Consider the following 23,512-nt stretch of genomic DNA (forward strand, 5'->3'; position numbering starts at 1 on the left):
GAAAAACGGCTGCCTGTCAGGCAGCCGCTTCGGGTCCTTACCCTTTGACCGCGCCGGCCGTCAGGCCGCCTACGATATATTTCTGCGCGAACAAATACAGGATGAAGACGGGAAGCGAGGTCAGGACCAGATCGGCGAAGATCAGGTTCCAGTCCCGGCTGAATTTTCCGTAGAAGTTATAAACCGAGAGCGGCATCGTCCAATTGGAGCTGTCGGTCAGGAAGTAGAGCGGGATCGTGATGTCGTTCCAGACGGACATGAACACCATGATCGCCACCGTCGCGTTGACGGGAACGATGAGCGGGATGATGATCCGGAAGAACACGCTGAACATGCCCGCGCCTTCCAGGAAAGCGACTTCGTCGAGCACCTTCGGGATGGACTTGATGAACCCGCTGTACAGAAAGACGCTGAACGCGGTATTCAAAGCCGCATAGATGAAGATGACGCTGGCGATGCTTCCGTAGAAGCCGAGCCACTGAACGACCCGGATCGTCGTGATCGTGGACATCGGGGCGATCAGGCCCATGAAAAAGAACAAGTACAATGCGTTCGCCGTACGCGTATTCCGCCGGGTCAGAACGAAGGCGGCCGCGGAGGTCGTGACGATGTTGACGATCGCCGATACCCCGGTGATCAGCACGCCGTTGAGGAACGCACGCATCAAGTTGCCTTCCTCGAACACCAGCTTATAGTTGCCGAACAGCCACTTTTTGGGCAGCGCCAAGGAAAAATCCAGCACTTCCGCGCTCGTCTTGAACGAACCCAGAATCATGATCAGGATGGGGAGCAGGATGATCAGACAGGCGAGAATCATGATTGCTTCCACGAGGTAAAGCCGCCATGCCTTTCTTCTGGCCAGACTCATTTATTCCGCAACCTCCTTCCGCCGCATGAACATCAGCAGAGGAATGGATATGATCGTTACCGCCACGAACAGCAGCGTGTTGATGGCCGTCCCGAGCCCCCAACTGCCTTCGCCGAACGACCGCAGGATAATCGTGCCGACAACCTGGGACGCGTTGCCCGGTCCGCCGCCGGTGAGCACGAACACTTCGGAGAACACCTTCAGTCCGCCGATCAGCGTCAGCATGACGTTGATGTTGATGGCGGGAAGAAGGAGCGGCAGCGTAATGTTCATGAAGCTCTTCCAGCCTCCGGCGCCGTCGATGGTGGCGGCTTCGTAATATTCCTTGGAAATGGATTGCAGGCCCGCCAGGTAGATCGCCATCTGGAACCCGGCCGACTGCCAGATGGAGACGGCGCATACGGTCAGAATGACGATGGACGGATCGGTCAGCCACGATTGGTTCCACGAGTGCAGCCCGACGAAATCGAGCACCTTGTTGATCACGCCGTCCGCCCGCAGCATCGGGGTGAAGACGATGCTGATGACCATGATGCTCAGGATCGAAGGAGCGTAATAGATGGCGCGCAGCGCGTTGCGCGATTTGAGCTTCGCGTTGAGCGCGACGGCCAACGCGATGCCGATCACGTTCTTGCCGACGACGGTCACGACGGCGAAGATGAGCGTATTCTTCAGCGCCAGCATCAGCGTGTCGTCCGTGAAGATCGTTCGGAAGTTGTCCCAGCCGTTGAAATGCAGCGTCGCCCGATCGAGCCTCCAGTCGGTAAAGGAGTAGCCCAGGCCGATCACGGCAGGCAGAACGAAGAAAATGCAGTAGATCAAGAGGGCGGGCCAGACCATGTAATACGAGTACAGCCGCTTCGTTATTTTCATCATCCACACTCCGCAACGGAAGGGACAGAACCAAGCCGCTCAAGCTTGGTTCTGTCTTTAGTCCGTTTTAATTAAAACCTGCGATACCTTTATCCTTCATCAGCTGCTGGAACTTCTTGTCCCACGCGGCAATCGCTTCCTTGGCCGATTTGCTTCCGGCGTAGACGTCCTGGTAGTCGCGATACATTTCGGTGTAGTCGACAAGCATGTACGCTTCCATCGTCGTTACCGTATTTTTCGGCGTAATGTAGTTGTCCACGATCTCTTGCTTGTACTCCGGCAGCTCCGGCGACTTGACGTCGTTGAAGTTGGAGACGTATTTCTGCTCGTTTACGATCTGCTGCGCGACTTCTTGCGAAGCCAGGAAGTCGAGGAACTTCTTCGCTTCCGCCATATGCTTGGATTTCTTCGGAATGAACAGCTGTCCGCCCATCGGGCTCGCGCCCATCTTGACGTTGTCGGCATACGGGATCGGGAACAGCCCGAGGTGCATGTTCGAATCCTTGTTGACGACATCCTGGATGAGCCAGTCGCCCATGAACATCATGGCGACTTCCTTGTCGAGGAACTTGCCGACGGCCATGTCGTAGCTGTCGCTAAGAACGTCGGCGTTGGTGTAGCCTTTCTTGAACAGGTCGTATTGCTGGTTCACGATCGTCTCCAGCTCCGGAACGTCGGACCACTTGCGCTTGCCGGAGTTCAGGTCCTGCCACAGGTTCGGATCGCTCTTGCTGGCATAGTCGGCCAGCGCCGCCGACGGCCAGATGTTCGTAGCCCAGGCGTCTTTGAACGGCATGAAGATCGGCGTAATGCCCTTGGCCTTGATCTTCTCGCAGACGGCGAGGAACTCGTCGTAGTTTTTCGGGATCGAAAGTCCGAGCTCTTTAAAAATGTCCTTGTTGTAAACGACGCCCTGCATGCCGGTATCCTGGCTGACATGGAAGCTGTAAACGTGACCGTCGGCCGAGAGGACGTCCTTGTTCAGGATGCGGCTCGTCCAGGCTTCGTTGTCGAGAATCTCGAAATTCCTGGACAGGTTGAGATCCGAATCCGCGCCGGCCAGGTTGTATTGAACCAGATCCGGCGTATCGCCGACCGCCAGCTTCGTCTGCAGCACGGTGGTCGTCTGTTCCGCAGGCAGCAGCTGAAGATTGACGTGAATGTTCGTCTGATCCTCGAACTTCTTGAGCAGATCCTCGTTCACGAAAGCCGAATCCTGGGAACTCTTAGAAATGGCGAGCTCGATGGTTACCTTGCCGCCGGAGCCGCTCGATGCGGACGAGCCTCCGCCGGAGCCGGCATTGGAGCCGGAGTTCGATCCGCAAGCGGTAAGCGATACGGCGAGCGCCGACGCAAGCAGAAGCGCGGAAGTGCGTTTGGTTTTCGATTGCATGCCCATTTTCCCCCTGTAACGATGTATTGTCATCTTGTGTCGAATGCCCTTACAATATCGATTATAAAATTCGCGCCTGACAGGGTACATGTTCGTGGTTTACTCTTGAGGGGGAATATTCTGAACCGAACGGGAAAGGAGCGTGAGCGGATTTTGCTGCGCAGATGGGGATGGCTCAGGCGGGGAACCGGCCTGCAGGCCAAGCTTTTCTTAACTTTCTTTCCGCTTCTCGTCCTCCTGCTCGGCGCTTTTCTGGTTTATGTGAATTGGTACGTCCTGGCCCCGCTCAAGGAGAAAACCGTAAGCGGAACGCTGCTCACGGCGACCAAGGTATCGGACCAGATGAGCGAATACATCGACGTTCAGGATCAGCTGTCGCAGCGCATTCTGGCCAACAAGGATCTGTTCGACACGATGTCGTCCCGGTACGCGCTCGATTCCTTGAGCCGGATCCGCACGTTGAAGGACATCATGTTCCAGGCGCTCGGACCGAGTCTCGACATCCGGGACATGATCATCTACGACCTGAAAGGCCGACCTCTCGCTTCCTACATCGGCTTGACGGCCGCGTCGTCGCTTGAACCGGTCATCGAGGACGCGCGTTACCGGGACAAGCTGGACAACAGCAGCTACGTGCTGTATCCGGCACCGGACGGCAATCTGGCGTTTATCCGGGAGGTTAACGACAACTACGGAAACGTTTACGGCTATATGTACATTTTGCTGGACCGCGCGTATTTGCAGAAAGTGGCGGACAGCGTCATCGGTTCGAAGGTATATGTGTTCGATTCGTCCGGCACGCCGATCGTGAAGACGGAAGGGGCCGCAGACGACGTTTCGTTCAAGGAGGCCCATGCCGATCAAGGAATTTACACCGACCCGTCCCGCAACTATGTCGCTTATCAGAAATCGGCCGACAACGGGTGGACCACGTATATCGTCACGTCCAAATCGTCGGTGCTCGGCTCCGTCAACTCGGTCAAAAATTTCTCGATTATCATGATCGTTTCCCTGACGTTGTTTTCCCTGCTGTACGTCTATGTGCTGGCGCGAAATTTTGTGCTGCCCATCCGGAGGCTTCGCGGCCAGATCATGCGGATGAACTACAGCAACCTCAACCTGCAGGCAGACAGCCGGCTGCAGAACAACGACTTGCAGCTGCTCAACGAGGCGTTCGGCGAGATGCTGGACCGGCTGCAAACGTCGATCGAGCGGGAGAAGCTGGCCGTGCATGAGGAAGCGATGGCGCGCAACACCGCGCTGCAGGCCCAGATCGCCCCGCATTTTATCCATAACGCGCTCTATCTGATCAGCATCGCCGCCCAGGAAGGCAGGAACGAAGTCGTGTCCGACATGTGCAAGCAGCTGTCCGAAAGCTTGCGGTATATCGTATCTTCTCCGTACAAGCATGTGAATATGAGGGAAGAGATCGAGCATACGAAGAGATATTTGTCCCTTGCGCAAAGGAACTACGAGGAAGATCTGACCTGGGAGATTCAGATGGATCCCGCGGCTAGCGACGTTCAACTGCCGCGGCTCGTCCTTCAGCCCTTCGTGGAAAATTGCATCGAGCACGCCTTCGAGAATACGAGTCCGCCGTGGCGCATCCGGATTCAGGTCAAGCTGTACAACGGGCTGTGGGCGGTCGAGATCAGCGATAACGGACAGGGCATCGACCGGGAGAAGATCAAGGAAATTTTGGACAAAATCGAGGAGTCGGACTACGGCGTCCAAGAGCTTCGGAGCAGCTCGCTCGGCATCGGCAACATGGGCATTATCAACACCGTGAACCGGCTCAAGCTGATGTACAAAAACCGGCTCTTCTTCCACGTCTTCAACAACGAGGACAGCGGCACGACCATCCAGATCATCGCTTCGCTCAAGCGGGACTTCTACTAAGGAAGGGGATGACGAAGTGTATCACGTTCTGATTGCCGAGGACAGCAAGCCGATTCTGCGGAACATCAAAGGGCTGATCGAGAGCTCCGAGCTGCCCCTGAAGGTGGTCGCGACGGCCGCTAACGGGGAAGAGGCGCTCGCCGCGTTCGACGCCCATTCGATCGATATCATGCTGACGGATATCCGGATGCCGAAGATGGACGGTCTCGCCTTGATCGAACGGGCGAAGCGGATTCGTCCGCAGTTGAAGGCGGTGCTGATCAGCGGCTATAACGACTTCGAATATACGCGAAAAGCGATTAATCTGCAGGTATGCGACTACTTGATGAAGCCGGTCCATCGCGGCGAGCTGGCGGAAGTGTTGGAGAAAGTGCTGGCCCAGCTTCGCGAGTCCGAGGGCGATGCAGGTTCCGATTTCGAAGAGATCGTCGGGCGACGATACTGGCGGGAGATCGAACGGCCGCCCGAATTTTACCGTAATCCGCATGTATGGATTCTGATCGGAAAGCGGCCGTTCGCCCGAATCGAGCGTTCGCCTCTTGAGGCTTTCGCCGCCGCGGGCCTGCCGATCCCCGCTCCGTATTGGGCGATGCCGACTGTCGCCGAAGACCGGCTGCTGCTCGTGGCGGACGCCTCCTGGCCGGACCGGTACGAATCTTCCGCGCAGCTGTTGGAAGACGTTCATGCCAGGCTTGCCGCCGTCGGGTTTCCCAGCTCGCTGATCGGCAGCCTGTCGCCGACGGAATGGAATCGCATTCCGGAGAAGTACCGCGAAGCTTCGAAGCAGCTGGAAGCGAAGCTGCCGGCGTTCAAACCGGCCATGCTCGAATTCGATCGGCGGGAGCCGACCGATCCGGGCTTCGAAGAGATCGATCGGCTCTCCGGCTCGTTCGTTTCCATGATCGAGCAGCTGAGCAAGGAGCGGTTCCTGCTCATGCTGTCCGAACAGGCGGGCAAATGGCTGCGGGACGGCATCCGGCTGGCCGAGCTGCAACGGTTCGTCCGCTGCGTCGCCGGAGCGTTCGAAGCGCTGATGGAAGAGGGCAGTTCGGATGCGGCATGGCTGAACGATCAAAAGGATCGTCTGTTCGACGAGGCTTCCGGCGAGCGCTTCTGTTCGGAACTGCTGGCGTGGGCGGATCAAAGCTTCCAGCGGGTGAAAAGCTTGAACCGCAAAAGCGGCGACGAGCTGTTCGTTCAGATCGAGAGTTATCTGGGAACGAACCTGTACTCGAACGTGTCGATTGTGGACCTTGCCCATCGCTTTCATGTAAGCACGTCTTACATCAGCCGGATCATGAAGCGTTATTCCGGGCAGACGTTCGTCCAGTACTACACCGGCCTGAAAATCAAGGAAGCCTGCCGGCTGATGGAGACGAAGCCGGAGATGAAGGTGAGGGAAATCTCGGACGCGCTCTGCTTCGCGGATCCGCACTATTTCTCCAAAGTGTTCAAAGAGCGCGTCGGGTGCCGGCCGGTCGAGTACAAAGCGTCCCGGGACGAGAAAGAAGGTTGATTCCTGCCGGGACGGCCTGTATGGTAGGAGAGGGGAAAATGGAAAAGGAGAGATCCGGATGACGAAGACAGGGTATACGGTATTGTTCCAAGGGGACTCGATCACGGACGGGGCGCGCGGCAGAAGCGAGGACCTCAACCACATTCTCGGCCACGGCTACGCTTATCTCGCAGCTTCCCGGCTCGGGGAACGGCTGGCTTCACGCCGGCCGAAATTCATCAATCGCGGAATCAGCGGGAACCGCGTATCCGATCTGTACGCGCGTTGGAACGAGGACGCGTTCGCGCTTCGTCCCGATCTGATCAGCATCCTGATCGGCGTGAACGATCTGTGGCGCACGATGGCCGGAGAGCCGAGCGGGGTGACGGACCGGTTCGAGCGCGCGTATCGTCACATCCTGGAAGAGACGAAGGAAGTGCTGCCGGAGACTCGCCTGGTGCTGTGCGAGCCTTTCCTGCTGAAGGCGGGAGCGACCGTAGAGCGATGGGACGAATGGACAAGCCGGATGGCCGCTTATCAAGCGACGGTTCGCGATCTGGCCGAGCAGTACGGAGCGCTGTTCGTCCCGCTGCAGGACGCCTTCGACCGCGCGGCCGAATCGGCCGAGCCGGCTTACTGGATCTGGGACGGCGTGCATCCGACCGCAGCCGGGCACCAGGTGATCGCCGACCGCTGGCTGAGCGTCGTACAGGCGAACGTGCCGGAGCTGAAGTAGGATAGCGGAAGGAAGCGGAGGCTGAGGGCCGGATCCCTTTTACGAAGCTGGCTGCCGACATCAAGGGGAACGCCCGCCGTTTGACCGGCTGGGCGGCATCGAAATCAAAAAAAGCTTCGCACGCTCTCCTGGAGGCGCGAAGCTTTCTTGATGTTTTAACGTCCGAAGAGAGACCGGCGCTACAAGATGAATGCTCCCGCGATTCCGCTCAAAATCCCGGCGGCGACGACGGAACCGACAAGCAGTCCGATCACTTTTCGCGGGAACGAGCGGGATACCATGAGCAGCGAAGGCAGGCTGACGGCGGGCAGCGTCACGAGCAGCGCCGCGGCTGCGCCCGCTCCGACGCCGATCGAAAGAAACGACTGGATAATCGGAATCTCCGCAGCGGTCGGTATGACGAACAGCGTGCCGGCCAACGCGAACAGAACGATCGCCGCGATGCCGCCAAACGAGCCGTCTCCGAACGACGGGAACAGCCAAGCCCTGACGGCTCCGAGCAGAAGAACGACGACGAGATAAGCGGGCACGACGTGGAGGAACATCGACCAGACGCTCTTGAGCCAACGGACCGCAAGCGGCTCCGGCTTCGCCGCCGGCTGCTCGAGCTTATCGGCGATCGCTTCGGGAAGCTGCGTCTCGCCGCTGAAGCGGTTCGCGAAATAGCTGACCCCGAACGTGAGCAGAAGCCCGAAGACGAGCCGAATCAGCGTGAACTTCCAGGACAGGACGAACGTCATGAAGATGAGCGTCGCCGGATTCAGGGTCGGATTGCCGATCCAGAAGGCGAGGCTCGCGCCGACGGACACGTTCTTCTTGCGCAGGCCGACGGCGATGGGAGCGGCGCAGCAGGTGCACATCATGCCCGGAATGGCGGCGAGTCCCCCGATGGCCGTACTCTTGAGGCTCATCCGGCCAAGCACGCGCAGGAGCCACTTCGACGGAAGCAGCACCTGAACGAGGGTGCCGAGCAGGATGCCGAGCACGGCCGCCTGCCATACGGATTTAAAGTAAGCGACCGCGTAATCCCACGCCGCGTCCCAGGATGGCGCCGGGGCTTTCGCCTCGCCTCCGGTCAGAATGGAAGAACCGATCGAGTGATCGGTCGCCGCTTTGATCATTTTGAAATAATAGGGCCACCATTTGACATAAAGAAGCCCCGCAATCGCGACGAGAAGAAACAGGACGACGAGCCCGGCCGCTCTTTTGGAGCCTGAGTGCCGCCCGATAACCGAACTGTTCGGAGACATAGAACCTCCCGCTAAGATGAAGTGCTGAAACCTAAAAGATTATAACATATCTCGTTAGCGGCGGCACCGGGAGAAAAGCGCAACGAAGCGTCATTTTCCAAGCAAGCGGGCGTCACAAATCCCTCGGAGTTCCTGGTACAATCTTAGCATTCGAACGCAGGGGGATGAATCAAGCATGCAAAAGGTTGCCGTCATTGGATCCGGCGCGATCGCGGGGGCGCACATTGCAGGATACTTGAAATTTCCGGAGAGATGCCAGGTCGTGGCCGTAAGCGATATTTTCGAGGAGAAGGCGCAGGCCAGGATCGACGAATTCCGGCTAAACGCCCGGGCGGTCAAGGATTATAAGGAATTGCTGGGCGAGGACATCGATCTCGTCTCCATCTGCACGCCGCCATACACCCATGCGGAGCTGACGGTTGCGTTCCTCGAGGCGGGCTGTCACGTCATCGTCGAGAAGCCGATGGCTTCCTCTCTCGAGGAATGCGATCGGATGAACGAGGCGGCCGCGCGGACGGGCAAGATCTTGTCGGTCGTTGCCCAGAACCGCTTCAAGACGCCGATGATGAAGATGAAGTCCGTTCTGGAGAGCGGGCTCATGGGAGAAATCCGGCATGTCCAGGTGGATTCCTTCTGGTGGAGAGGGCACTGTTACTACGACTTGTGGTGGCGGGGAACCTGGGAGAAGGAAGGAGGCGGTCCGACGCTGAATCACGCGGTCCATCACATCGACGCGCTGCTGTGGATGATGGGATCGCCTAGCGAAGTCCAGGCGTTTATGAGCAACGTGGCGCATGACAATGCGGAAGTCGAAGATTTGTCGATCGGAATGCTTCGCTATGCGAACGGCGCCTTGGGGCAAGTGACCAGCTCCGTCGTGCATCACGGGGAAGAGCAGCAGCTTATCTTTCAAGGCTTGAAAGCAAGGGTGTCTACGCCTTGGAAGGTGAAGGCGTCGAATTCCGCCGCCAATGGATTTCCGGTCGAGAATCCCGAGCTGGAGAAGGAATTGCAGGACCTCTACGACAGGCTGCCGGAGGTCAAGCATGAAGGACATGCGGGACAAATCGACAATGTCCTGACGGCGATCGAGACCGCTTCGCCCGTTCTGATCGACGGGCTAAGCGGGCGCCGGACGCTGGAGCTGATCGCGGCGATTTATAAGTCGGCGAGCACGGGAGAGCTGGTGAAGCTTCCGCTGCCGAAAGACGATGCGTTCTATACGAGAAGCGGCGTTCAAGCGAACGCGACCCGCTTCTATGAGAAGAAGACTTCCGTCGATAATTTTACGACTCAGACCATTACGACCGGCAGCGATTATCGGTAAAAGGAATCGAATCCGTCCCGCCGCTAACCGGCCCGCGAATCGCTCGCGGGCCGGTTTTGGCGTCGAGGCGGCTCGCTGCCGTCGACTTGACAATGCGGCGACCCATCAACTATGATTCACCTGTTATCGGGGGAAGCAAGTTTAAGGGGAGGAGTGACCGAGGTTGGCGAAGATTCAGAAGCAGACGATGCACGAGCTGGTCTCGCAGGAAATCCAGAATTACATTGAAGAGAAGGATTTGCAGGAAGGCGACAAGCTGCCCTCCGTCGAAGAGATGATGAAGATGTTCGGCGTCGGCCGATCCTCGCTGCGCGAAGCGCTCCGGTATCTCGAGGCGATCGAGATCGTGACTGTCGTCAACGGCAAAGGCGTGTTCGTCCGGGACGTCGGCTCCTACCGGTTCGCCGGCAAAATAAAAGTAGAGAACGAGAAACGGTTCCTGCTCTCGATTCTGGACGTCCGCCGGGCGCTGGAAGGCAAGGCGGTGGAGCTGGCGGCGAGGCGCATCACGCCGGCGCAGATCGCGGAGCTGACGGAAGTGCTGAAGGAGTACAGCAGGCTCAAGGAAGCGGGCAAGGACACGTCGAAGATCGATCTGGCTTTTCACCGCAGCGTTATGAAAGCGGCTTCCAATCCGATTCTGTACAGCGTGTTGGAGTCGATCTCCGGCATGTACGAGAAATTTTTCAACGAACCGCTGGGTGACAAGCGGCTGTTCGACGAGACGTACCCGTTCCACCGGACGATCTTCGAAGGCATCGCCGCTCGCGATCCGAAGCAGGCGTTGGCGGAATTCGACAAACTGATGAACCGGATCGAGGATATTATTAGAGCGTACTAACGAATCGTTCCGCAAATCCCAATTATCTGAAAATATCGCTTGACGCAATAAAGCGGTTTCACTTACACTTTACCTATCAGACAGGATGACTGTCGGATAGATTGCAAGGTAGAAACGGCTTGGAGCGAAGAGGAGGATGAAAAGGGATGGCGGTTGAGAGAACGAAGAGAGTATGGTCCGGCGCCATTGCGGGCGTGCTGCTCGTCACCGCATTGGCGGGATGCGGCAGCGGCGGCGACAAGGAAGGCTCCGCCGGCGGAAGCAGCGGCGGGAGCGGCAGCGGAGGCGCGGACAAGCAAGTGAAGCTGAGGATGATCGAGAGCTTGACCAGCCCGGCCCGCACGACGTACTTGAAAGACATGATCTCAAGATTCGAATCGCAGAACCCGAATATCAAAGTCGAGTTGATCTCCCCTCCGTTCGACCAGGCCGACAACAAGATCAAGACGATGCTCGCGGCCAAGCAGGATCTGGACGTGCTCGAAGTCCGGGATTTGACCGTGTCCGAGTTCGTCAACAACCAGTATATCGAGCCTTTGAACGATTACGTGAAAGACTGGTCCGACTACGGCACGATTACGGACGTGGCCAAATCGGTCGGTTCGCTGAACGACAAGCTGTACTTCATCCCGAACGGGATGTACCAGCGCCAGCTGTTCTACCGCGCGGACTGGTTCAAGGAAGCCGGTCTCGAACCTCCGACGAATTACGAAGAGCTCGTGGCGGACGCCATCAAGCTGACCGATCCGAACAAGAACCGGTACGGCTTCTCGTTCCGCGGCGGCTCCGGCGCCAACGGCGTGCCGGATACGATGGTCCTGAACTACAACTTCGACAACATCGATCCCGACGATTCGATGTTCCTGAAGGACGGCAAGACGATGTTCTCGACGCCGGAAGCGAAGCAGGCGCTGGAACTGTACGTCAAGCTGTTCAAGGAAGGTTCGCCGAAGGATTCGATCAACTGGGGCTTCTCGGAGCAGGTGCAGGCGTTCACTTCCGGCGTCACCGCCATGATTCTCCAGGATCCGGACACGATTCCGTCGCTGAAGGAGAAGATGGACATCAGCACGGTCGGCACCGCGCCGATGCCCAAAGGACCGGGCGGCAAGGCGTTCATCTCCGCCGGCGGCGCGGGATGGGGCATGACCAATTATTCGAAGAACAAGGACGCCGCGTTCAAGCTGATCGAGTTCCTGTCCAGCCCGGAGGAGAATACCGGGTTCGCGAAGGCAACCGGCCTCATTCCGATTCATAAGAGCGCCAGCGAAGATCCGTTCTTCCAGGACGCCATGTACAAGTCGCTGCTGGAGATGGGCAACAAGCCGGACGAATTCGTCAACATCAAGGCGAACACGAAATATCCGGGCACGAGCCAATGGGGACAAGTGGCGATGGAGACCGGCCAGCAGATGCTGCTGGGCAACGCGTCGATCGACGACACCTTGAAAAAATGGGACGAATACTGGGCGAAGGAAAGAGCGAATTACCAGGCCAAATAAGCTCTTCGGCGAGCGATGGGCGGCGGATGCCGCCCATCGCTATAAGTTTCGGGGTCCCCGCAAAGTACCCGAGCAAGCATCGAAGCTAAGCCCCGCTTCGCGGGGATACCTTAAAGGTGGTGCGGTTCATGAGCAAGCAGCAGCCTTCTCTGTCCGGTCGGCGAATGGGGTTTCGCAATTCTCCCCGCAGATTCATCGCGCTGAGCCTGCTGCCCGCGGTGGCGCTCGTGCTCGCGTTTACGTATTACCCGTTCGCCCGCGGGATCGTGATGGCTTTTCAAAACTACCAGCTGTTCGACCTGACGAACGTACACTTCATCGGCTTCGCGAATTTTAAAGGCATCTTCTCCGACCCCAAATTCAAGAGCGCGATCGGCAACACCGCTTATTGGGTGTTCATCTCTCTCATTCTGCAATTTACGATCGGGCTGACGGTCGCGCTTCTGTTGAACAAGCGGTTTCGCGGGCGCGGCATATTCCAAGGCTTCGTCTTCTATCCGTGGGCGCTGTCCGGCTTCCTGATCGGGTTGATCTGGAAGTGGATGTTCAACTCGCAGATCGGCGTGATCAACGACTTCCTGCTGCGCATCGGGGTCATCGGCGACCGCATCGGCTTCCTGTCCGACCCGAGGTGGGCGAAGTTCTCCGTCATCACGGCCAACGTCTGGTACGGCATAGCCTTCTTCGCGATCATGCTGCTCGCCGCGCTGCAGTCCGTGCCTTCCGAGCTTTACGAAGCCGGCAGCATGGACGGCGCCGGCGCGGCGCGCAAGCTGTTTAACATTACGCTTCCCTATATCATGCCGACCGTTCTGACGACGACGCTGCTGCGGGCGATCTGGATTTTCAACGATCCGGCGATCATCTACGGGTTGACGAACGGAGGCCCGGCCGGCGAGACGCACATCCTGTCCTCGCTGATGCTCGACCGCATCATGTACGGAGGCGACTACGGGGCGGCTTCGGCCATCGGCATCGTCATGATCGGCATCCTGCTCCTGTATACGATCTTCTATTTAACGGTCACGCGCGCCGGGAAACTGGGGGATTTCTAAAATGAAGCGATTTTCGGCGTCCGGCTTTCGCATCGTATTCCTCGCGGTCTATTTCGTTCTGATGGTGTTCCCGCTCTATTGGATCGTCATCACGTCGCTCAAGCCTCAGAAGGAGATCTTCACCTATCCGATCCGGTACTGGCCGGACCACCTGACCTGGCAGAACTACGCCAATATTATCAAAATCTCGAAGTTCCAAATCTACATCGGGAACAGCTTGCTTGTCTCGCTTACGGCCGCTCTCATCGTCTCCGCCATCGCCGTGCTCAGCGCGTACGTGTTGGCTCGCCACCATTTCCGCGGGCACGGGCAGATCATGCTCGGCTTCTTCCTGACCCAGATGCTGCCGGGATTCGTCTCGCTGGGGCCGCTCTATATGATGATGACGAAGATGGACCTCATCAACACGCGGCTGTCGCTCATTCTGATGTACACGGTCGGCCTCATTCCGTTCTCGACCATTCTGCTCAAAGGATTTTTCGAACGGATTCCGAAAAGCCTCGAAGAAGCGGCCATGATCGACGGCTGTTCGCGCCTGTCGGCGCTGATTCGCGTCATCCTGCCGGTCATGCTGAACGGCATTACGGCGACGTTCATCTTCGCGTTCGTGCAGAACTGGAACGAGCTGTTCATGGCCGTCATGTTCATCGACAACGAATCGCTGAAGACGCTGCCGGTGGCGATGAACTCGTTCGTCATGAAGTTCGATATCGACTGGGGCTCCATGTCCGCGGGCACCGTGCTGTTCGTCATTCCGACTGTCGTGCTGTTCGCCGTCGCGCAGCGCTTTATCGTGGACGGCCTGACCCAAGGCGCCGTCAAAGGCTGATTACCGGTACCGCAGCAACGGAAAGGAACATGACTGATGACCACACTCGGCGATCGCGAAAAGTTGTATACGTCGGCTGCGCACGACCCGTTCGACGGCCGGCACCACGGATCGATCCACATTCCGGTTTACCAGACGAGCTTGTTCTCGTTCGAGAAGTACGACGAGTTCCTGCAAGCGAATCAGGACCTGCAGCACCGTCACGTCTATTCGCGGGGAAACAATCCGACCGTTCGCTATCTGGAAGACAAGCTGGCCGAGCTCGAGGGCGCGGAAATGTCCAAATGCTTCGCTTCCGGCATGGCGGCCATCTCGGCGGCGATTCTGTCGGTCGTCCGGGCGGGCGACCATGTCGTCTGCGTCGACCAGGCTTACGGGCCGACCAAGCAGTTTCTGCGGGATTACGTCTCCCGTTTTGGAGTGACCACGACGTTCCTGGACGGACGTTCGACAGAGGAGATTGCCGCCGCGCTGCGCCCGAACACGAAGCTGCTTTATCTGGAGAGTCCGACGACGATGCTGTTCCAGCTTCAGGATCTGGAGGCCTGCGCCAGGCTGGCCCGCAGCCGCGGCATCGTCACCGTTATCGACGGCACCTGGGCGACCCCGGTGTTCCAGCAGCCGATCCGGCTCGGAATCGATCTTGTCGTCCATTCGATCACGAAATACATTTCCGGCCAGAGCGACAGCCTCGGCGGCGTCGTCAGCGGCTCGAAAGAGCTGGTCGGACGGATTGCCGACATGGAATACATGCTGCTCGGCGGCGTGATGACGCCGTTCACGGCGGCTCAGGTAGAGCGCGGCTTGCGCACGCTGCCGCTGCGGCTCGAGCGCCACGAGGGCAGCGGGCTGGCGGTCGCGGAGCACTTGAGCCGGCAGCCGTACGTGCTGCGGATCAACCATCCCGGCCTGCCGTCGCATCCGCAGCATGAGCTGGCCAAGCGGCAGATGACCGGCTCGAGCGGACTGTTCTCGTTCGAATCCGGCGAATCGGTGGAGACGATGCGGGCATGGGCGGACCGGCTGCGTTATTTCCGGATCGGCGTCAGCTGGGGCGGCTTCGAGTCGCTCGTCACCGCCGGCCCGGCCCCGAACGGATATGCCGTCCCGGGGGCGCGCAGCCTCGTTCGCCTGCACGTCGGCCTGGAAAGCGCGGACGATCTGGTTCGCGACCTGGATCGGGCTTGGGCCGAAGCGGCGGCCGAAGCGGAAGCGGGGCGCTAGGCTGCGGATGTTGCATTCGATGGGCGGCTTCGTTTGCGGAATAAAGGGAATTTCTAACTCCAAAAAGGGCGATTCCGGTCAAAATCGATGGTTTAGAGGGAAATCGTCCATTTACTGGGGAGAGAAACGCTGAGGAATGAGGCGAAGCGTTAAAAAAAGGGAGCTTTTCCCGCTAATTCTCCTGGGCCGGACGTAACGAAAAAAATAAGGGGAGGTATTCCCTCTGTTTTGAGAGAGGATCGAAATCTTCGGGCCGGCACCGCGATTCAGAATCGCGACGTCGGCCCTGCTACGATTTTGGAAGGTGCCGCAGCGAGCGCCCTGCATCCCTAACTCGCCGGATGCCGGTTGCGTCCCGCCGCTCGACTCTTCTTTTTTTCGCACCGCTTCCTTTACGCCGAGTTTGATCGGAGGGCCGGTGCTCGGGTACATCCGGCAGTTCGTCTTCGTGCAGTCGCTGCCCGCGATCGGAGATAAGCCGGGCGGAGAACGGCTTCAAGTAGCGTCACGACTGGAACAGCGCGCGGTATTTCTGCGGGTGCATTCCGGCGTACTTCTTGAACACGGTGCTGAAATAAGCGGCGTTCTCGAAGCCGACCATCTCGGCGATGTCCAATATTTTGAGGTCGGGCGACTTGAGAAGCTCTTTGGCGGCTTCCATCCGTACCTTCGTAACGTACTCGGTGATGCTCTCGCCGGTCTCCTGCTTGAAAATCAGGCTGATGTAGTTCGGAGACAAGTAGACTTCCTCCGCAAGCTTGGATACGGAGACGTTCTCCATGTAGGCTCGGGAGATGATCGCTTTGATTTTTTGGACGGTGCGGCCGTTTTTCTGGGTGTGCTTCTGCGCGAAGAAGCCGGCCAGCCGGCCGAACAGGCCGAGCATCGCCTCGCGGAGCTCGGAAGCTTCCCGCTTGTCGTAGAGGCTTGCGAGCACGGCGGAATAATCGGGAACGATCTGCCGGATGTTCTCGTCCAGCTCGCGAAGCGCTTTGTCGGCCGCGTGGACGAGCTCGACGCAGACGCTCTGGGCATAGCCGATCGGCAGGCGGGGATGGCCGCGCAGCGTGTCGAAGATCAGTCCGACGGTCGCCGCCGCTTCCTCCGCGTCCCCGAGCTTCATCAGGCGGATCAGTTCGTTCTCGGCGTCGAACAGCTGCGGAAATTCAAGCTCCCGGCGGTCCGCCTCGAAGTCGCCGATGAACAGCACCGAATTTTTGCCCGTATAAAAAGTATGTCGGATCGCCGCCAGCGCCTCCCGATAGGATCCGTACAGATCGACCGCGCTGCGAGCCGGCCGGCCGATGCCGCAGGAGGCGGACAGCTTCAGGTAGGTGCGGAGGCTGTCCGTCATCTCCCGGCAGACGGCCGCCGTATCGAGCGCACCTGGCGCCGGCGGGCGAAACAACACGACGTGCTCGTTCTCGTACATGGGGAACGAGGTGCCGCTTCCTCCGCGGGCGGCGATCTCGTCCAGCACATTGTGGACGGAAAATCCGAGCAGCTGCTTGCGCGCTTCGCTGTAACGGCCGACCGCTTGCTCGTAATCGTCGATCTGCACCACCGCGACCGTCCATGGACCTTCCACCGGGAACGGCAGCCCGAAAAACCGCAGCTTGTCCTCCACCTCCTTTTCATTGCCGTACATGCCCATTGTCCATTCGGCCAGAAACTTCTCGCGCAGCACCGGCATGTTCTCCCGCACCTGCCGCTCCAAGCGCTCGGCTTGCGCTTCGCGGCTGCGCTCCGCGGAGATCGCGTCGACGACCTTGCGTACGGTCTGCCGCAGCTCGTCGAGCTTGATCGGCTTCAGAATATAACCGTCCGCGTTCAGGCTGAGCGCCGTCTTGGCGTAGCCGAAATCTTCCGCCCCGCTAATGATGATGACCCGAACGGGATCGCCGTTCTCCTTTAGCTTCAGCGCGGCTTCCAGGCCGTCCATCATCGGCATGCGGATATCGGTCAGCAGGATGTCGGGCTTCAGCGCCCGGCACAGCTCGACCGTCTCCAGGCCGTCGGCGGCGTCCGCGATCACCTCGACGCCGAGCTCCTCCCAGCGGACGACTTCCTTAAGCCCTTCCCGCACATTGTATTCGTCATCGGCGATGATCATCTTCAGCATCTTCCTCGTTCTCCTCCCATGTTGTCACGGCCGGTAGGGTGACGGTCACGACGATGCCGGGGCCTTCCCGGCTGCGATAGCGGATGCCGGCCCGGTCTCCGAACGTCATCTTCAATCTCTGATCGACATTCAACATTCCGAACGAACCGCCTTCGCCGCTGCCGCCTTCCAGCATGGCGTTCAGCGCCTCCGCATCGGCTCCGACGCCGTCGTCGGCGATCTCGATCTCGATCCGGTCCGCGATCCGGCGGGCCGCGATGTCGATGCGGCCGCTGCCGTGCCGCTTCTCGATGCCGTGAAGGATGGCATTCTCCACGAGCGGCTGCAGGACCAGCTTGACCGTATAATGACCCGGCACGTCCGGGCCGACGCGAAGCGAGTAGTCCAGCCGGTTCTTGAAGCGGAACTTCTGGATCGACAAATAGCTTTCGACTTGGCGCAGCTCGTCCTCGATCGGGATCACGCGCCGTCCCTTGCTGAGGCTGTACCGGAAAAAGTCCGACAGGCTCGTCACCATATGGCTGATGTCGGGCACGTCGTGGCGCAGCGCGATCCAATTGATCGAATCGAGCGTATTGTACAGGAAATGCGGGTTGATCTGCGATTGCAGCGCTTTGAGCTCCGCTTCTTTTTTCTTCACTTCGCTGACGTACAGCTTGTTGATCAGCTCCTTGATCTGCTTTATCATTTGGTTGTATTGGCTGAACAGGTACGTGAATTCGTCCTTGCGCTTATATTGGATGCGGATGTCGAAGTTGCCTTCCCGCGCGTAGGACATCGTCTTGATGAATTTGCGGATCGGATTCGAGATGTTGTTCGAGAGCAGAAGGGCGATGCCGAACGCAAGCGCCATGCACAGGGCAAGCACGACATACATGGCTCTCCGGAAGGAGACGAGCTTGCCGTCCAGGTCGCTGAGCGGAGAGACGGAGACGATGGTCCAGTCGGGAGATTCGAGACGGCGGAAGGAGACAAGCTCGGCTCGTCCCCCGATCTTCTCTTCGAACGAACCGGCCGATTCCGCCAGCCCCATCAGCTTCCCGACATAAGAATCGCCGGCTACGCTTTGGCCCAGAAGCGAAAGATCGGGACTGACGATGACGTTCGCCTTGCTGTCGACGATGAAGATGGAGCTGTTCGCGGAAGGCTTGAGCTGGAAGAGCATGCCGTTGAAGTCGTCGATATCGGCGTCGATCGTCAGCAGGCCGACGTACGGGATCGCCACGTTCTTCAGGCCGAACAGCCGCTTGGCGAGCTTGATCGTATAGGTCGTGCCGGTCGCCGACGTCTGAGCCTGCAGGCCGACGATGGTATAGCGGGCTTTCGGCGGAAGGGCGGTGTACCATGATTCCGTCTCGATCTCGCCGATCGTCGACACGCTGCGGGAGAAGTTGTATTGCACGTATTCGGGCCGGTCCAGCATGTAGAGCTTCGGAATGAACTGGGCGCCCGGTCCGTCGGGCTGATCGTAGCCGTCGAGGATTTTGTTCAGATTCGCCAGCTCGTTGACGAAGCCGACCTGGTCGGTCGGGCGATCGGCGGACAGAAGATCGATCATGTCCGGATTGAGATAGATGGAGTTCGCCACGCCGTCCATCTCTTCGAACTTTTTGAGCAGCACCGTTTCCGTCATATTGAGGTTCTTTTGAACCGAAGCGTCGATGTTGTCCGTAATCGTGCGATACGACTCGTTGTAGATCGTCACGGAGATGATCGATGTCGGCAGGATAACGAGAAGCAGGAAATAGAGCAGCAGCCGATACTTCAGACTGATCCGGTTCAGCGTGATCAGGCCGGCGGCTTTCCGAAGCGCGAGCATACGTGGGCTGCCCCTTTCCTTGATGTAGATGTTGACAGCGGTTCCACACCATTATAAGGGGATTCGAAAATGATGAAAAGCGTTATTGGAGACGCAGCGAAGCTTCTGCTGGCCGGAGGGGCGCTGCTCGTTGCGGCAGGCTGCAGCGGCCAGGCCGGTTCGGAGGCCGCCTCTTCGATGCCGGGCGGCGGCCAGGCGGACGAGATTACCCTCGCCTTTCAGGACTCCGCCCGGACGAAGGACGTCGAGGACCTGATCGCCAAGTTCAACGCGTCGCACCCCGGAGTTCAAGTGGAGACGCTTGCCCTGCCAAGCGACCGTTACGACGAATCGCTCAACATGCTCATGACGTCCGGTGAAGGTCCGGACGTGTTCGAGATCGGAACCGGCTGGCTGACGAGCTATATCTACAAGAACTGGCTGCTCGACCTTTCGGAAGCGGCGCCGGATGACGTTCGCGGCGAATTCCCCGCATGGGCGGCTGATTATACGAAGAAGAACGACCACTATTATGCGATCCCGTCCGCCATGATGACCGTGCGGCTGATCTACAACAAGAAGCTGCTGGCGAGCGCCGGCTGCGATCCGGACCGTCCGCCCGCTACGCTGGAGGAGCTGAAGAGCTGCGCCGACCGCATCTCGGAGGCGGGGACCGGCTACAACCGATACGGCTTCGCGCTGCCGGCGAACGACGACGAGGCCGGCTTCCGTCTGCCGCTCGAGATGGCGGGAACGTACGGCGGCGTCTACGATTACGATTATACGCTGGGAAAATACGATTTCTCCGCGTACTTGCCATGGTTCCAAGCGATGCTTGACATGAAGCGGGAGGGAGGGCTGTTCCCCGGCGAGATCTCGCTGAAGTTCGATACGGCGCTGACGCAATTCGCCCAGGGGAACGTCGGCATGATGATCGTGTCGAGCCGCGACTTCGCCGCGCTGGAGCGGATGCTGCCGGCTTCGTTCGAATGGGGGGCCGCGATGCCTCCAAGCTTCGATGCCGCGAGCAAGGGGAAGGGGGCGCTCATGATCGAGCCCGAGCCGCCTTTCGCCGTCAACGCCTACACGGCTCACAAGGAGGAGGCGATAGACCTTTGGCAGTATCTGTTGTCCGACGACTATCTGGGTGAGCTGTATGAGAAAGGCGAGCTCATTCCGGCCCGTCCGGAGGTGACGGAAGACAGCCGGTATCGGCCCTCGCTGCCGAGCATGCGAGAGTTTCTTCCTGCGTCGGAGGAGTCGATCTACCCCAAAGAGCCGAAGTTCATTCTGAAATACGAGCCGACCCAATTCATCCAGGGCAACGTGGGGGATTCCGTGCGCATGAAGGCGTACCGGGATATTCTGCAGGGGCTGCGATCGCCCGAAGAGGCATTGAAAGAGCTGACCGAGCAGTACAACCGTTCCATCGAAAACGCGATCTACCAGAAGCTGATCAACATGAACGATTACGTCTTTCCCGACTTCGATCCGCTACTGCCGCTGGCCGCCAAAAATTTGTCGCAGGCCGACTCGGTGGAAAATGGAGTGCTGCCGTAGACAAAGTTTTCATTTGGATGTAAGCGCATGCAAAAAAGGAGGCTCGGCTTCTACGCCGAGAAGACATTTTCGATAGAATTTTGAAGGCCGCTATAGATAATTGGATTCAGCAAGCCCGAGAAAGCGTCTACAATGGGATTTGTCGCAATCGCAATATCGCTTTATCCACACAAAGGAGGGTTACCATGCAGCGCAAATCCAAAATCTCGGCTACGCTTCTCTCCGTCACTTTCCTCTCGTCGATCGCGCTGGCGGGATGCGGAGACTCGAACAACAATGGGGCAAGCGGGTCGAATTCCCCGTCGGCGTCTCCGTCTTCATCGTCGTCGGCGTCGTCGTCACCGACGCAGTCGGCTAGCGCATCGGCATCGGAGCAGAAGCTGGATCCGGTCGAGCTGAGCATCTACTATCCCGGCACCGAACAGAAGGATGTGGCGGCGGTCGAGGAAGAGATGAACAAGGAACTGAAGGACAAGATCAACGCCACGGTCAAGATTAACGCGGTCGATTGGGGCAACTGGAGCCAAAAGATCAACCTGATGGTCTCTTCCGGCGAGCCGTTCGATCTTCTCTTCACGGCCGGCTGGGACAACTTCAGCGGCAACGTGGCCAAGGGCGCGTTCCTCGACGTGACGTCCCTGATCGATCAATACGCTCCGGAGACCAAAGAGCAGATGAACCCGGAGCTGCTGACGGGAACGGCGATCGACGGCAAGAACTACGCGGTTCCGGTCGAGAAAGAGATGGCCAGCGAATTCGGCATCGTGCTGAACAAGGACCTCGTCGATAAGTACAACTTCGATATCAGCACGATCAAGTCGTACGCGGATCTGGAGCCGATGCTGCAGACGATCAAAGAGAAAGAGCCGAACGTCGTTCCGTTCTGGGGCGGCAAGAACAACATCTCGCTCATTCCGTTCGAACAGATCGGAGCGGTACCCGGCGCGATCAAGCAGGACGGCAGCACGACGGTCGTCGACCAGTGGGAAACGCCGGAAATGCAGCAAATGCTGCAGCTGATGAAGAGCTGGAACGAGAAAGGATATTTCCAGAACGATCCCGCCACGCAAAAGGACGCGGGCCCGAACAACAAGGCCGGCACGATCTTCGCCCAATGGCAGCAGCTGACGCCGGGCAAAGACGCGGTGCTCAGCCAGCAGTGGGGACATCCGATGGTGCAGGTCGTGCTGACGCAGCCCTACACGACGAGCGGCGACCTCAACGGCGCGATGACGGCCATCTCCCGCACGTCCAAAAATCCGGAACGCGCCATGATGCTGATCAACCTGCTGCACACGGACGCCCAGCTGCTGAACACGCTCGTCTACGGCGTGGAAGGCAAGCATTACGTCAAGACAAGCGACAACGTGATCAAGCTGCCGGACGGCGTTCAAGCCGGCCAAAGCGGGTATGCGCCGGGCAACAACTACATGTTCGGCAATCAGTTCCTCGACTATCTGTGGGATAACGAGGATCCGAAGAAGTGGGACGAATACAAGGCGTTCAACGCTTCGGCGAAGCCGTCGCCGATCGTCGGCTTCAGCTATAACGCCGAACCGGTCAAGAACGAGGAGGCGGCGATTACCAACATCTACAATTCGTACATCGACGGATTGAGCACCGGCGTCATGGATCCCGCCAAGGATTTGCCCGTCTTTATCGACAAGATGAAGAAAGCTGGCCTCGACAAGGTCATCGCCGAGAAGCAGAAGCAGATCGACGCTTTCCTGGCCGCCAAGAAATAAACGAATCGAGAGAGGCCGGCCGTCCGGGTGACCGCCGGCCTCTCGACGGATGGTGAAAGGAGTGGGGAGCGTGAGCCGTCAAGCGGGTTTTCTCTTCAACATCGTAAAGTATCGCGCCCTGTTCCTGATGCTGGTCGTTCCGGCTGCGGTGCTGATCTTCAACAACTATATTCCGATGTTCGGCCTCGTCGTCGCCTTCAAAAATTACAATTACATCGGCGGCATTCTGGGAAGTCCCTGGGAAGGAATCGACAATTTCAAATTTTTGTTCCAGACGGAAGACGCTTGGGTGGCCACCCGCAATACGGTGCTGTACAACCCGCTGTTTATCGTGCTTAACACGGTATGCGCCATTCTTCTGGCCATCGCCTTGAACGAGCTGCGAAGCCGGAAGCTGGCGAAGGTTTTTCAGAGCAGCCTGCTGTTCCCTTACTTTCTGTCTTTCGTCGCCGTCAGCTATCTCGCTTACGCGTTTCTGGGCGGCTACGGCTTCATCAACAAGTCGATCCTGGAGCCTCTCGGCCTTCCGGCGGTCTCGTGGTACACCAAACCGGGCTACTGGACCGTCATTCTGCCGCTCGTCAACCTATGGAAGAACGTCGGCTACGGCATGGTCGTCTACTTGGCCGCCATCGTCGGAATCGATCAGGAATATTACGAAGCGGCCGTCATCGACGGAGCCTCCAAATGGAAGCAAATCTGGAAAATTACAATCCCGTTGATCGTACCGGTCATCATCGTGCTCGTCATCCTGCAGATCGGCCGCATCTTCAACGCGGATTTCGGCTTATTCTATCAGGTGCCGCTCAATACAGGCGTGCTGACCCCGACGACCAGCGTCATCGATACGTTCGTATACCGGTCGCTGCTGATCAGCGGCAACGTCGGCATGTCGGCCGCCGCTTCCTTCTATCAGTCGGTTGTCGGGTTCGTGCTGGTGCTGTTGACCAATTTCATCGTGCGCAGAACGAGCCCGGAAAACGCGCTGTTCTAAG

18 protein-coding genes are annotated in these 23,512 nt (G+C 58.5%); 12 read left to right on the forward strand and 6 right to left on the reverse strand.

Annotated features, from left to right (window positions below; genetic code table 11):
* Positions 1-37: 37 nt before the first annotated feature.
* The 3 genes from H7C18_RS00935 to H7C18_RS00945 all read right to left on the reverse strand — a co-directional run bounded on the left by H7C18_RS00935 (position 38) and on the right by H7C18_RS00945 (position 3,134).
* Positions 38-868, reverse strand: coding sequence for a carbohydrate ABC transporter permease (locus H7C18_RS00935; RefSeq protein ID WP_185127126.1), 831 nt, complete (start codon positions 866-868; stop codon positions 38-40).
* Positions 869-1,741, reverse strand: coding sequence for a carbohydrate ABC transporter permease (locus H7C18_RS00940; RefSeq protein WP_185127127.1), 873 nt, complete (start codon positions 1,739-1,741; stop codon positions 869-871).
* Between the two features lie 67 nt (positions 1,742-1,808).
* The gene (locus H7C18_RS00945; protein ID WP_185127128.1) at positions 1,809-3,134 is read right to left on the reverse strand and encodes an ABC transporter substrate-binding protein; all 1,326 of its coding nucleotides are present in this window, start codon (positions 3,132-3,134) and stop codon (positions 1,809-1,811) included.
* Positions 3,135-3,287: 153 nt separating this feature from the next.
* On the opposite strand from H7C18_RS00945, the gene H7C18_RS00950 reads away from it, so the two are divergent.
* Genes H7C18_RS00950 through H7C18_RS00960 form a run of 3 tightly spaced genes read left to right on the forward strand, consistent with a single transcriptional unit; the run spans position 3,288 to position 7,264 of the window.
* On the forward strand, positions 3,288-5,033 hold the full coding sequence (locus H7C18_RS00950) for a sensor histidine kinase (RefSeq protein WP_238357379.1): 1,746 nt from the start codon (positions 3,288-3,290) through the stop codon (positions 5,031-5,033).
* A gap of 16 nt (positions 5,034-5,049) precedes the next feature.
* A complete protein-coding gene (locus H7C18_RS00955; RefSeq protein ID WP_185127130.1) occupies positions 5,050-6,549 on the forward strand; it encodes a response regulator in 1,500 nt (499 codons plus the stop codon).
* A gap of 58 nt (positions 6,550-6,607) precedes the next feature.
* On the forward strand, positions 6,608-7,264 hold the full coding sequence (locus H7C18_RS00960) for an SGNH/GDSL hydrolase family protein (protein ID WP_185127131.1): 657 nt from the start codon (positions 6,608-6,610) through the stop codon (positions 7,262-7,264).
* Positions 7,265-7,443: 179 nt separating this feature from the next.
* Here H7C18_RS00960 and H7C18_RS00965 read toward each other — a convergent pair whose 3' ends face one another.
* Entirely contained in the window at positions 7,444-8,514 is a 1,071-nt protein-coding gene (locus H7C18_RS00965) for a permease (RefSeq protein WP_185127132.1), read from the reverse strand.
* 175 nt (positions 8,515-8,689) lie between these two features.
* On the opposite strand from H7C18_RS00965, the gene H7C18_RS00970 reads away from it, so the two are divergent.
* The 6 genes from H7C18_RS00970 to H7C18_RS00995 all read left to right on the forward strand — a co-directional run bounded on the left by H7C18_RS00970 (position 8,690) and on the right by H7C18_RS00995 (position 15,292).
* Entirely contained in the window at positions 8,690-9,841 is a 1,152-nt protein-coding gene (locus H7C18_RS00970) for a Gfo/Idh/MocA family protein (RefSeq protein WP_185127133.1), read from the forward strand.
* A gap of 163 nt (positions 9,842-10,004) precedes the next feature.
* Complete coding sequence (locus tag H7C18_RS00975) at positions 10,005-10,682, forward strand: FadR/GntR family transcriptional regulator (protein ID WP_238357380.1); 678 nt, start codon at positions 10,005-10,007, stop codon at positions 10,680-10,682.
* Between the two features lie 146 nt (positions 10,683-10,828).
* Positions 10,829-12,184 (forward strand): ABC transporter substrate-binding protein, encoded by a 1,356-nt coding sequence (locus H7C18_RS00980; RefSeq protein WP_185127134.1) that lies wholly within the window; start codon positions 10,829-10,831, stop codon positions 12,182-12,184.
* 128 nt (positions 12,185-12,312) lie between these two features.
* Complete coding sequence (locus H7C18_RS00985) at positions 12,313-13,239, forward strand: carbohydrate ABC transporter permease (RefSeq protein ID WP_202886889.1); 927 nt, start codon at positions 12,313-12,315, stop codon at positions 13,237-13,239.
* 1 nt (position 13,240) lies between these two features.
* Positions 13,241-14,068 carry a carbohydrate ABC transporter permease gene (locus H7C18_RS00990; RefSeq protein WP_185127135.1) on the forward strand — a complete coding sequence of 276 codons (828 nt, stop codon included), beginning with the start codon at positions 13,241-13,243 and terminating at the stop codon, positions 14,066-14,068.
* A gap of 36 nt (positions 14,069-14,104) precedes the next feature.
* Entirely contained in the window at positions 14,105-15,292 is a 1,188-nt protein-coding gene (locus H7C18_RS00995) for a trans-sulfuration enzyme family protein (RefSeq protein ID WP_185127136.1), read from the forward strand.
* Positions 15,293-15,797: 505 nt separating this feature from the next.
* On the opposite strand, the gene H7C18_RS01000 is transcribed toward H7C18_RS00995, so the two are convergent.
* Both H7C18_RS01000 and H7C18_RS01005 read right to left on the reverse strand, forming a co-directional pair.
* Positions 15,798-17,414, reverse strand: coding sequence for a response regulator (locus H7C18_RS01000; RefSeq protein WP_185127137.1), 1,617 nt, complete (start codon positions 17,412-17,414; stop codon positions 15,798-15,800).
* Positions 17,389-19,233 (reverse strand): cache domain-containing sensor histidine kinase, encoded by a 1,845-nt coding sequence (locus H7C18_RS01005; protein ID WP_185127138.1) that lies wholly within the window; start codon positions 19,231-19,233, stop codon positions 17,389-17,391. The genes H7C18_RS01000 and H7C18_RS01005 overlap by 26 nt, the downstream gene beginning before the upstream one ends.
* 69 nt (positions 19,234-19,302) lie before the next feature.
* Here H7C18_RS01005 and H7C18_RS01010 point away from each other — a divergent pair, with 69 nt between their 5' ends.
* The 3 genes from H7C18_RS01010 to H7C18_RS01020 all read left to right on the forward strand — a co-directional run bounded on the left by H7C18_RS01010 (position 19,303) and on the right by H7C18_RS01020 (position 23,511).
* Positions 19,303-20,772, forward strand: coding sequence for an ABC transporter substrate-binding protein (locus tag H7C18_RS01010; protein WP_185127139.1), 1,470 nt, complete (start codon positions 19,303-19,305; stop codon positions 20,770-20,772).
* Positions 20,773-20,957: 185 nt separating this feature from the next.
* Entirely contained in the window at positions 20,958-22,517 is a 1,560-nt protein-coding gene (locus H7C18_RS01015; RefSeq protein ID WP_185127140.1) for an ABC transporter substrate-binding protein, read from the forward strand.
* Positions 22,518-22,587: 70 nt separating this feature from the next.
* Positions 22,588-23,511 carry an ABC transporter permease gene (locus tag H7C18_RS01020; protein WP_337912648.1) on the forward strand — a complete coding sequence of 308 codons (924 nt, stop codon included), beginning with the start codon at positions 22,588-22,590 and terminating at the stop codon, positions 23,509-23,511.
* Position 23,512: the final 1 nt, after the last annotated feature.

Origin of the sequence: Cohnella zeiphila (assembly GCF_014212055.1) — a bacterium.
Lineage (GTDB): Bacteria > Bacillota > Bacilli > Paenibacillales > Paenibacillaceae > Cohnella > Cohnella zeiphila.

What these genes read in the sequence shown, in the direction of transcription:
- H7C18_RS00960 (WP_185127131.1), top strand. Translation starts at nt 6,608, where the DNA reads ATGACGAAGACAGGGTATACGGTATTGTTCCAAGGGGACTCGATCACG.
- H7C18_RS00980 (WP_185127134.1), top strand. Translation starts at nt 10,829, where the DNA reads ATGGCGGTTGAGAGAACGAAGAGAGTATGGTCCGGCGCCATTGCGGGC.
- H7C18_RS00965 (WP_185127132.1), bottom strand. Translation starts at nt 8,514, where the DNA reads ATGTCTCCGAACAGTTCGGTTATCGGGCGGCACTCAGGCTCCAAAAGA.
- H7C18_RS00990 (WP_185127135.1), top strand. Translation starts at nt 13,241, where the DNA reads ATGAAGCGATTTTCGGCGTCCGGCTTTCGCATCGTATTCCTCGCGGTC.
- H7C18_RS00985 (WP_202886889.1), top strand. Translation starts at nt 12,313, where the DNA reads ATGAGCAAGCAGCAGCCTTCTCTGTCCGGTCGGCGAATGGGGTTTCGC.
- H7C18_RS00940 (WP_185127127.1), bottom strand. Translation starts at nt 1,741, where the DNA reads ATGAAAATAACGAAGCGGCTGTACTCGTATTACATGGTCTGGCCCGCC.
- H7C18_RS00935 (WP_185127126.1), bottom strand. Translation starts at nt 868, where the DNA reads ATGAGTCTGGCCAGAAGAAAGGCATGGCGGCTTTACCTCGTGGAAGCA.
- H7C18_RS01005 (WP_185127138.1), bottom strand. Translation starts at nt 19,233, where the DNA reads ATGCTCGCGCTTCGGAAAGCCGCCGGCCTGATCACGCTGAACCGGATC.
- H7C18_RS01000 (WP_185127137.1), bottom strand. Translation starts at nt 17,414, where the DNA reads ATGCTGAAGATGATCATCGCCGATGACGAATACAATGTGCGGGAAGGG.
- H7C18_RS01010 (WP_185127139.1), top strand. Translation starts at nt 19,303, where the DNA reads ATGATGAAAAGCGTTATTGGAGACGCAGCGAAGCTTCTGCTGGCCGGA.
- H7C18_RS01015 (WP_185127140.1), top strand. Translation starts at nt 20,958, where the DNA reads ATGCAGCGCAAATCCAAAATCTCGGCTACGCTTCTCTCCGTCACTTTC.
- H7C18_RS00995 (WP_185127136.1), top strand. Translation starts at nt 14,105, where the DNA reads ATGACCACACTCGGCGATCGCGAAAAGTTGTATACGTCGGCTGCGCAC.
- H7C18_RS00945 (WP_185127128.1), bottom strand. Translation starts at nt 3,134, where the DNA reads ATGCAATCGAAAACCAAACGCACTTCCGCGCTTCTGCTTGCGTCGGCG.
- H7C18_RS00970 (WP_185127133.1), top strand. Translation starts at nt 8,690, where the DNA reads ATGCAAAAGGTTGCCGTCATTGGATCCGGCGCGATCGCGGGGGCGCAC.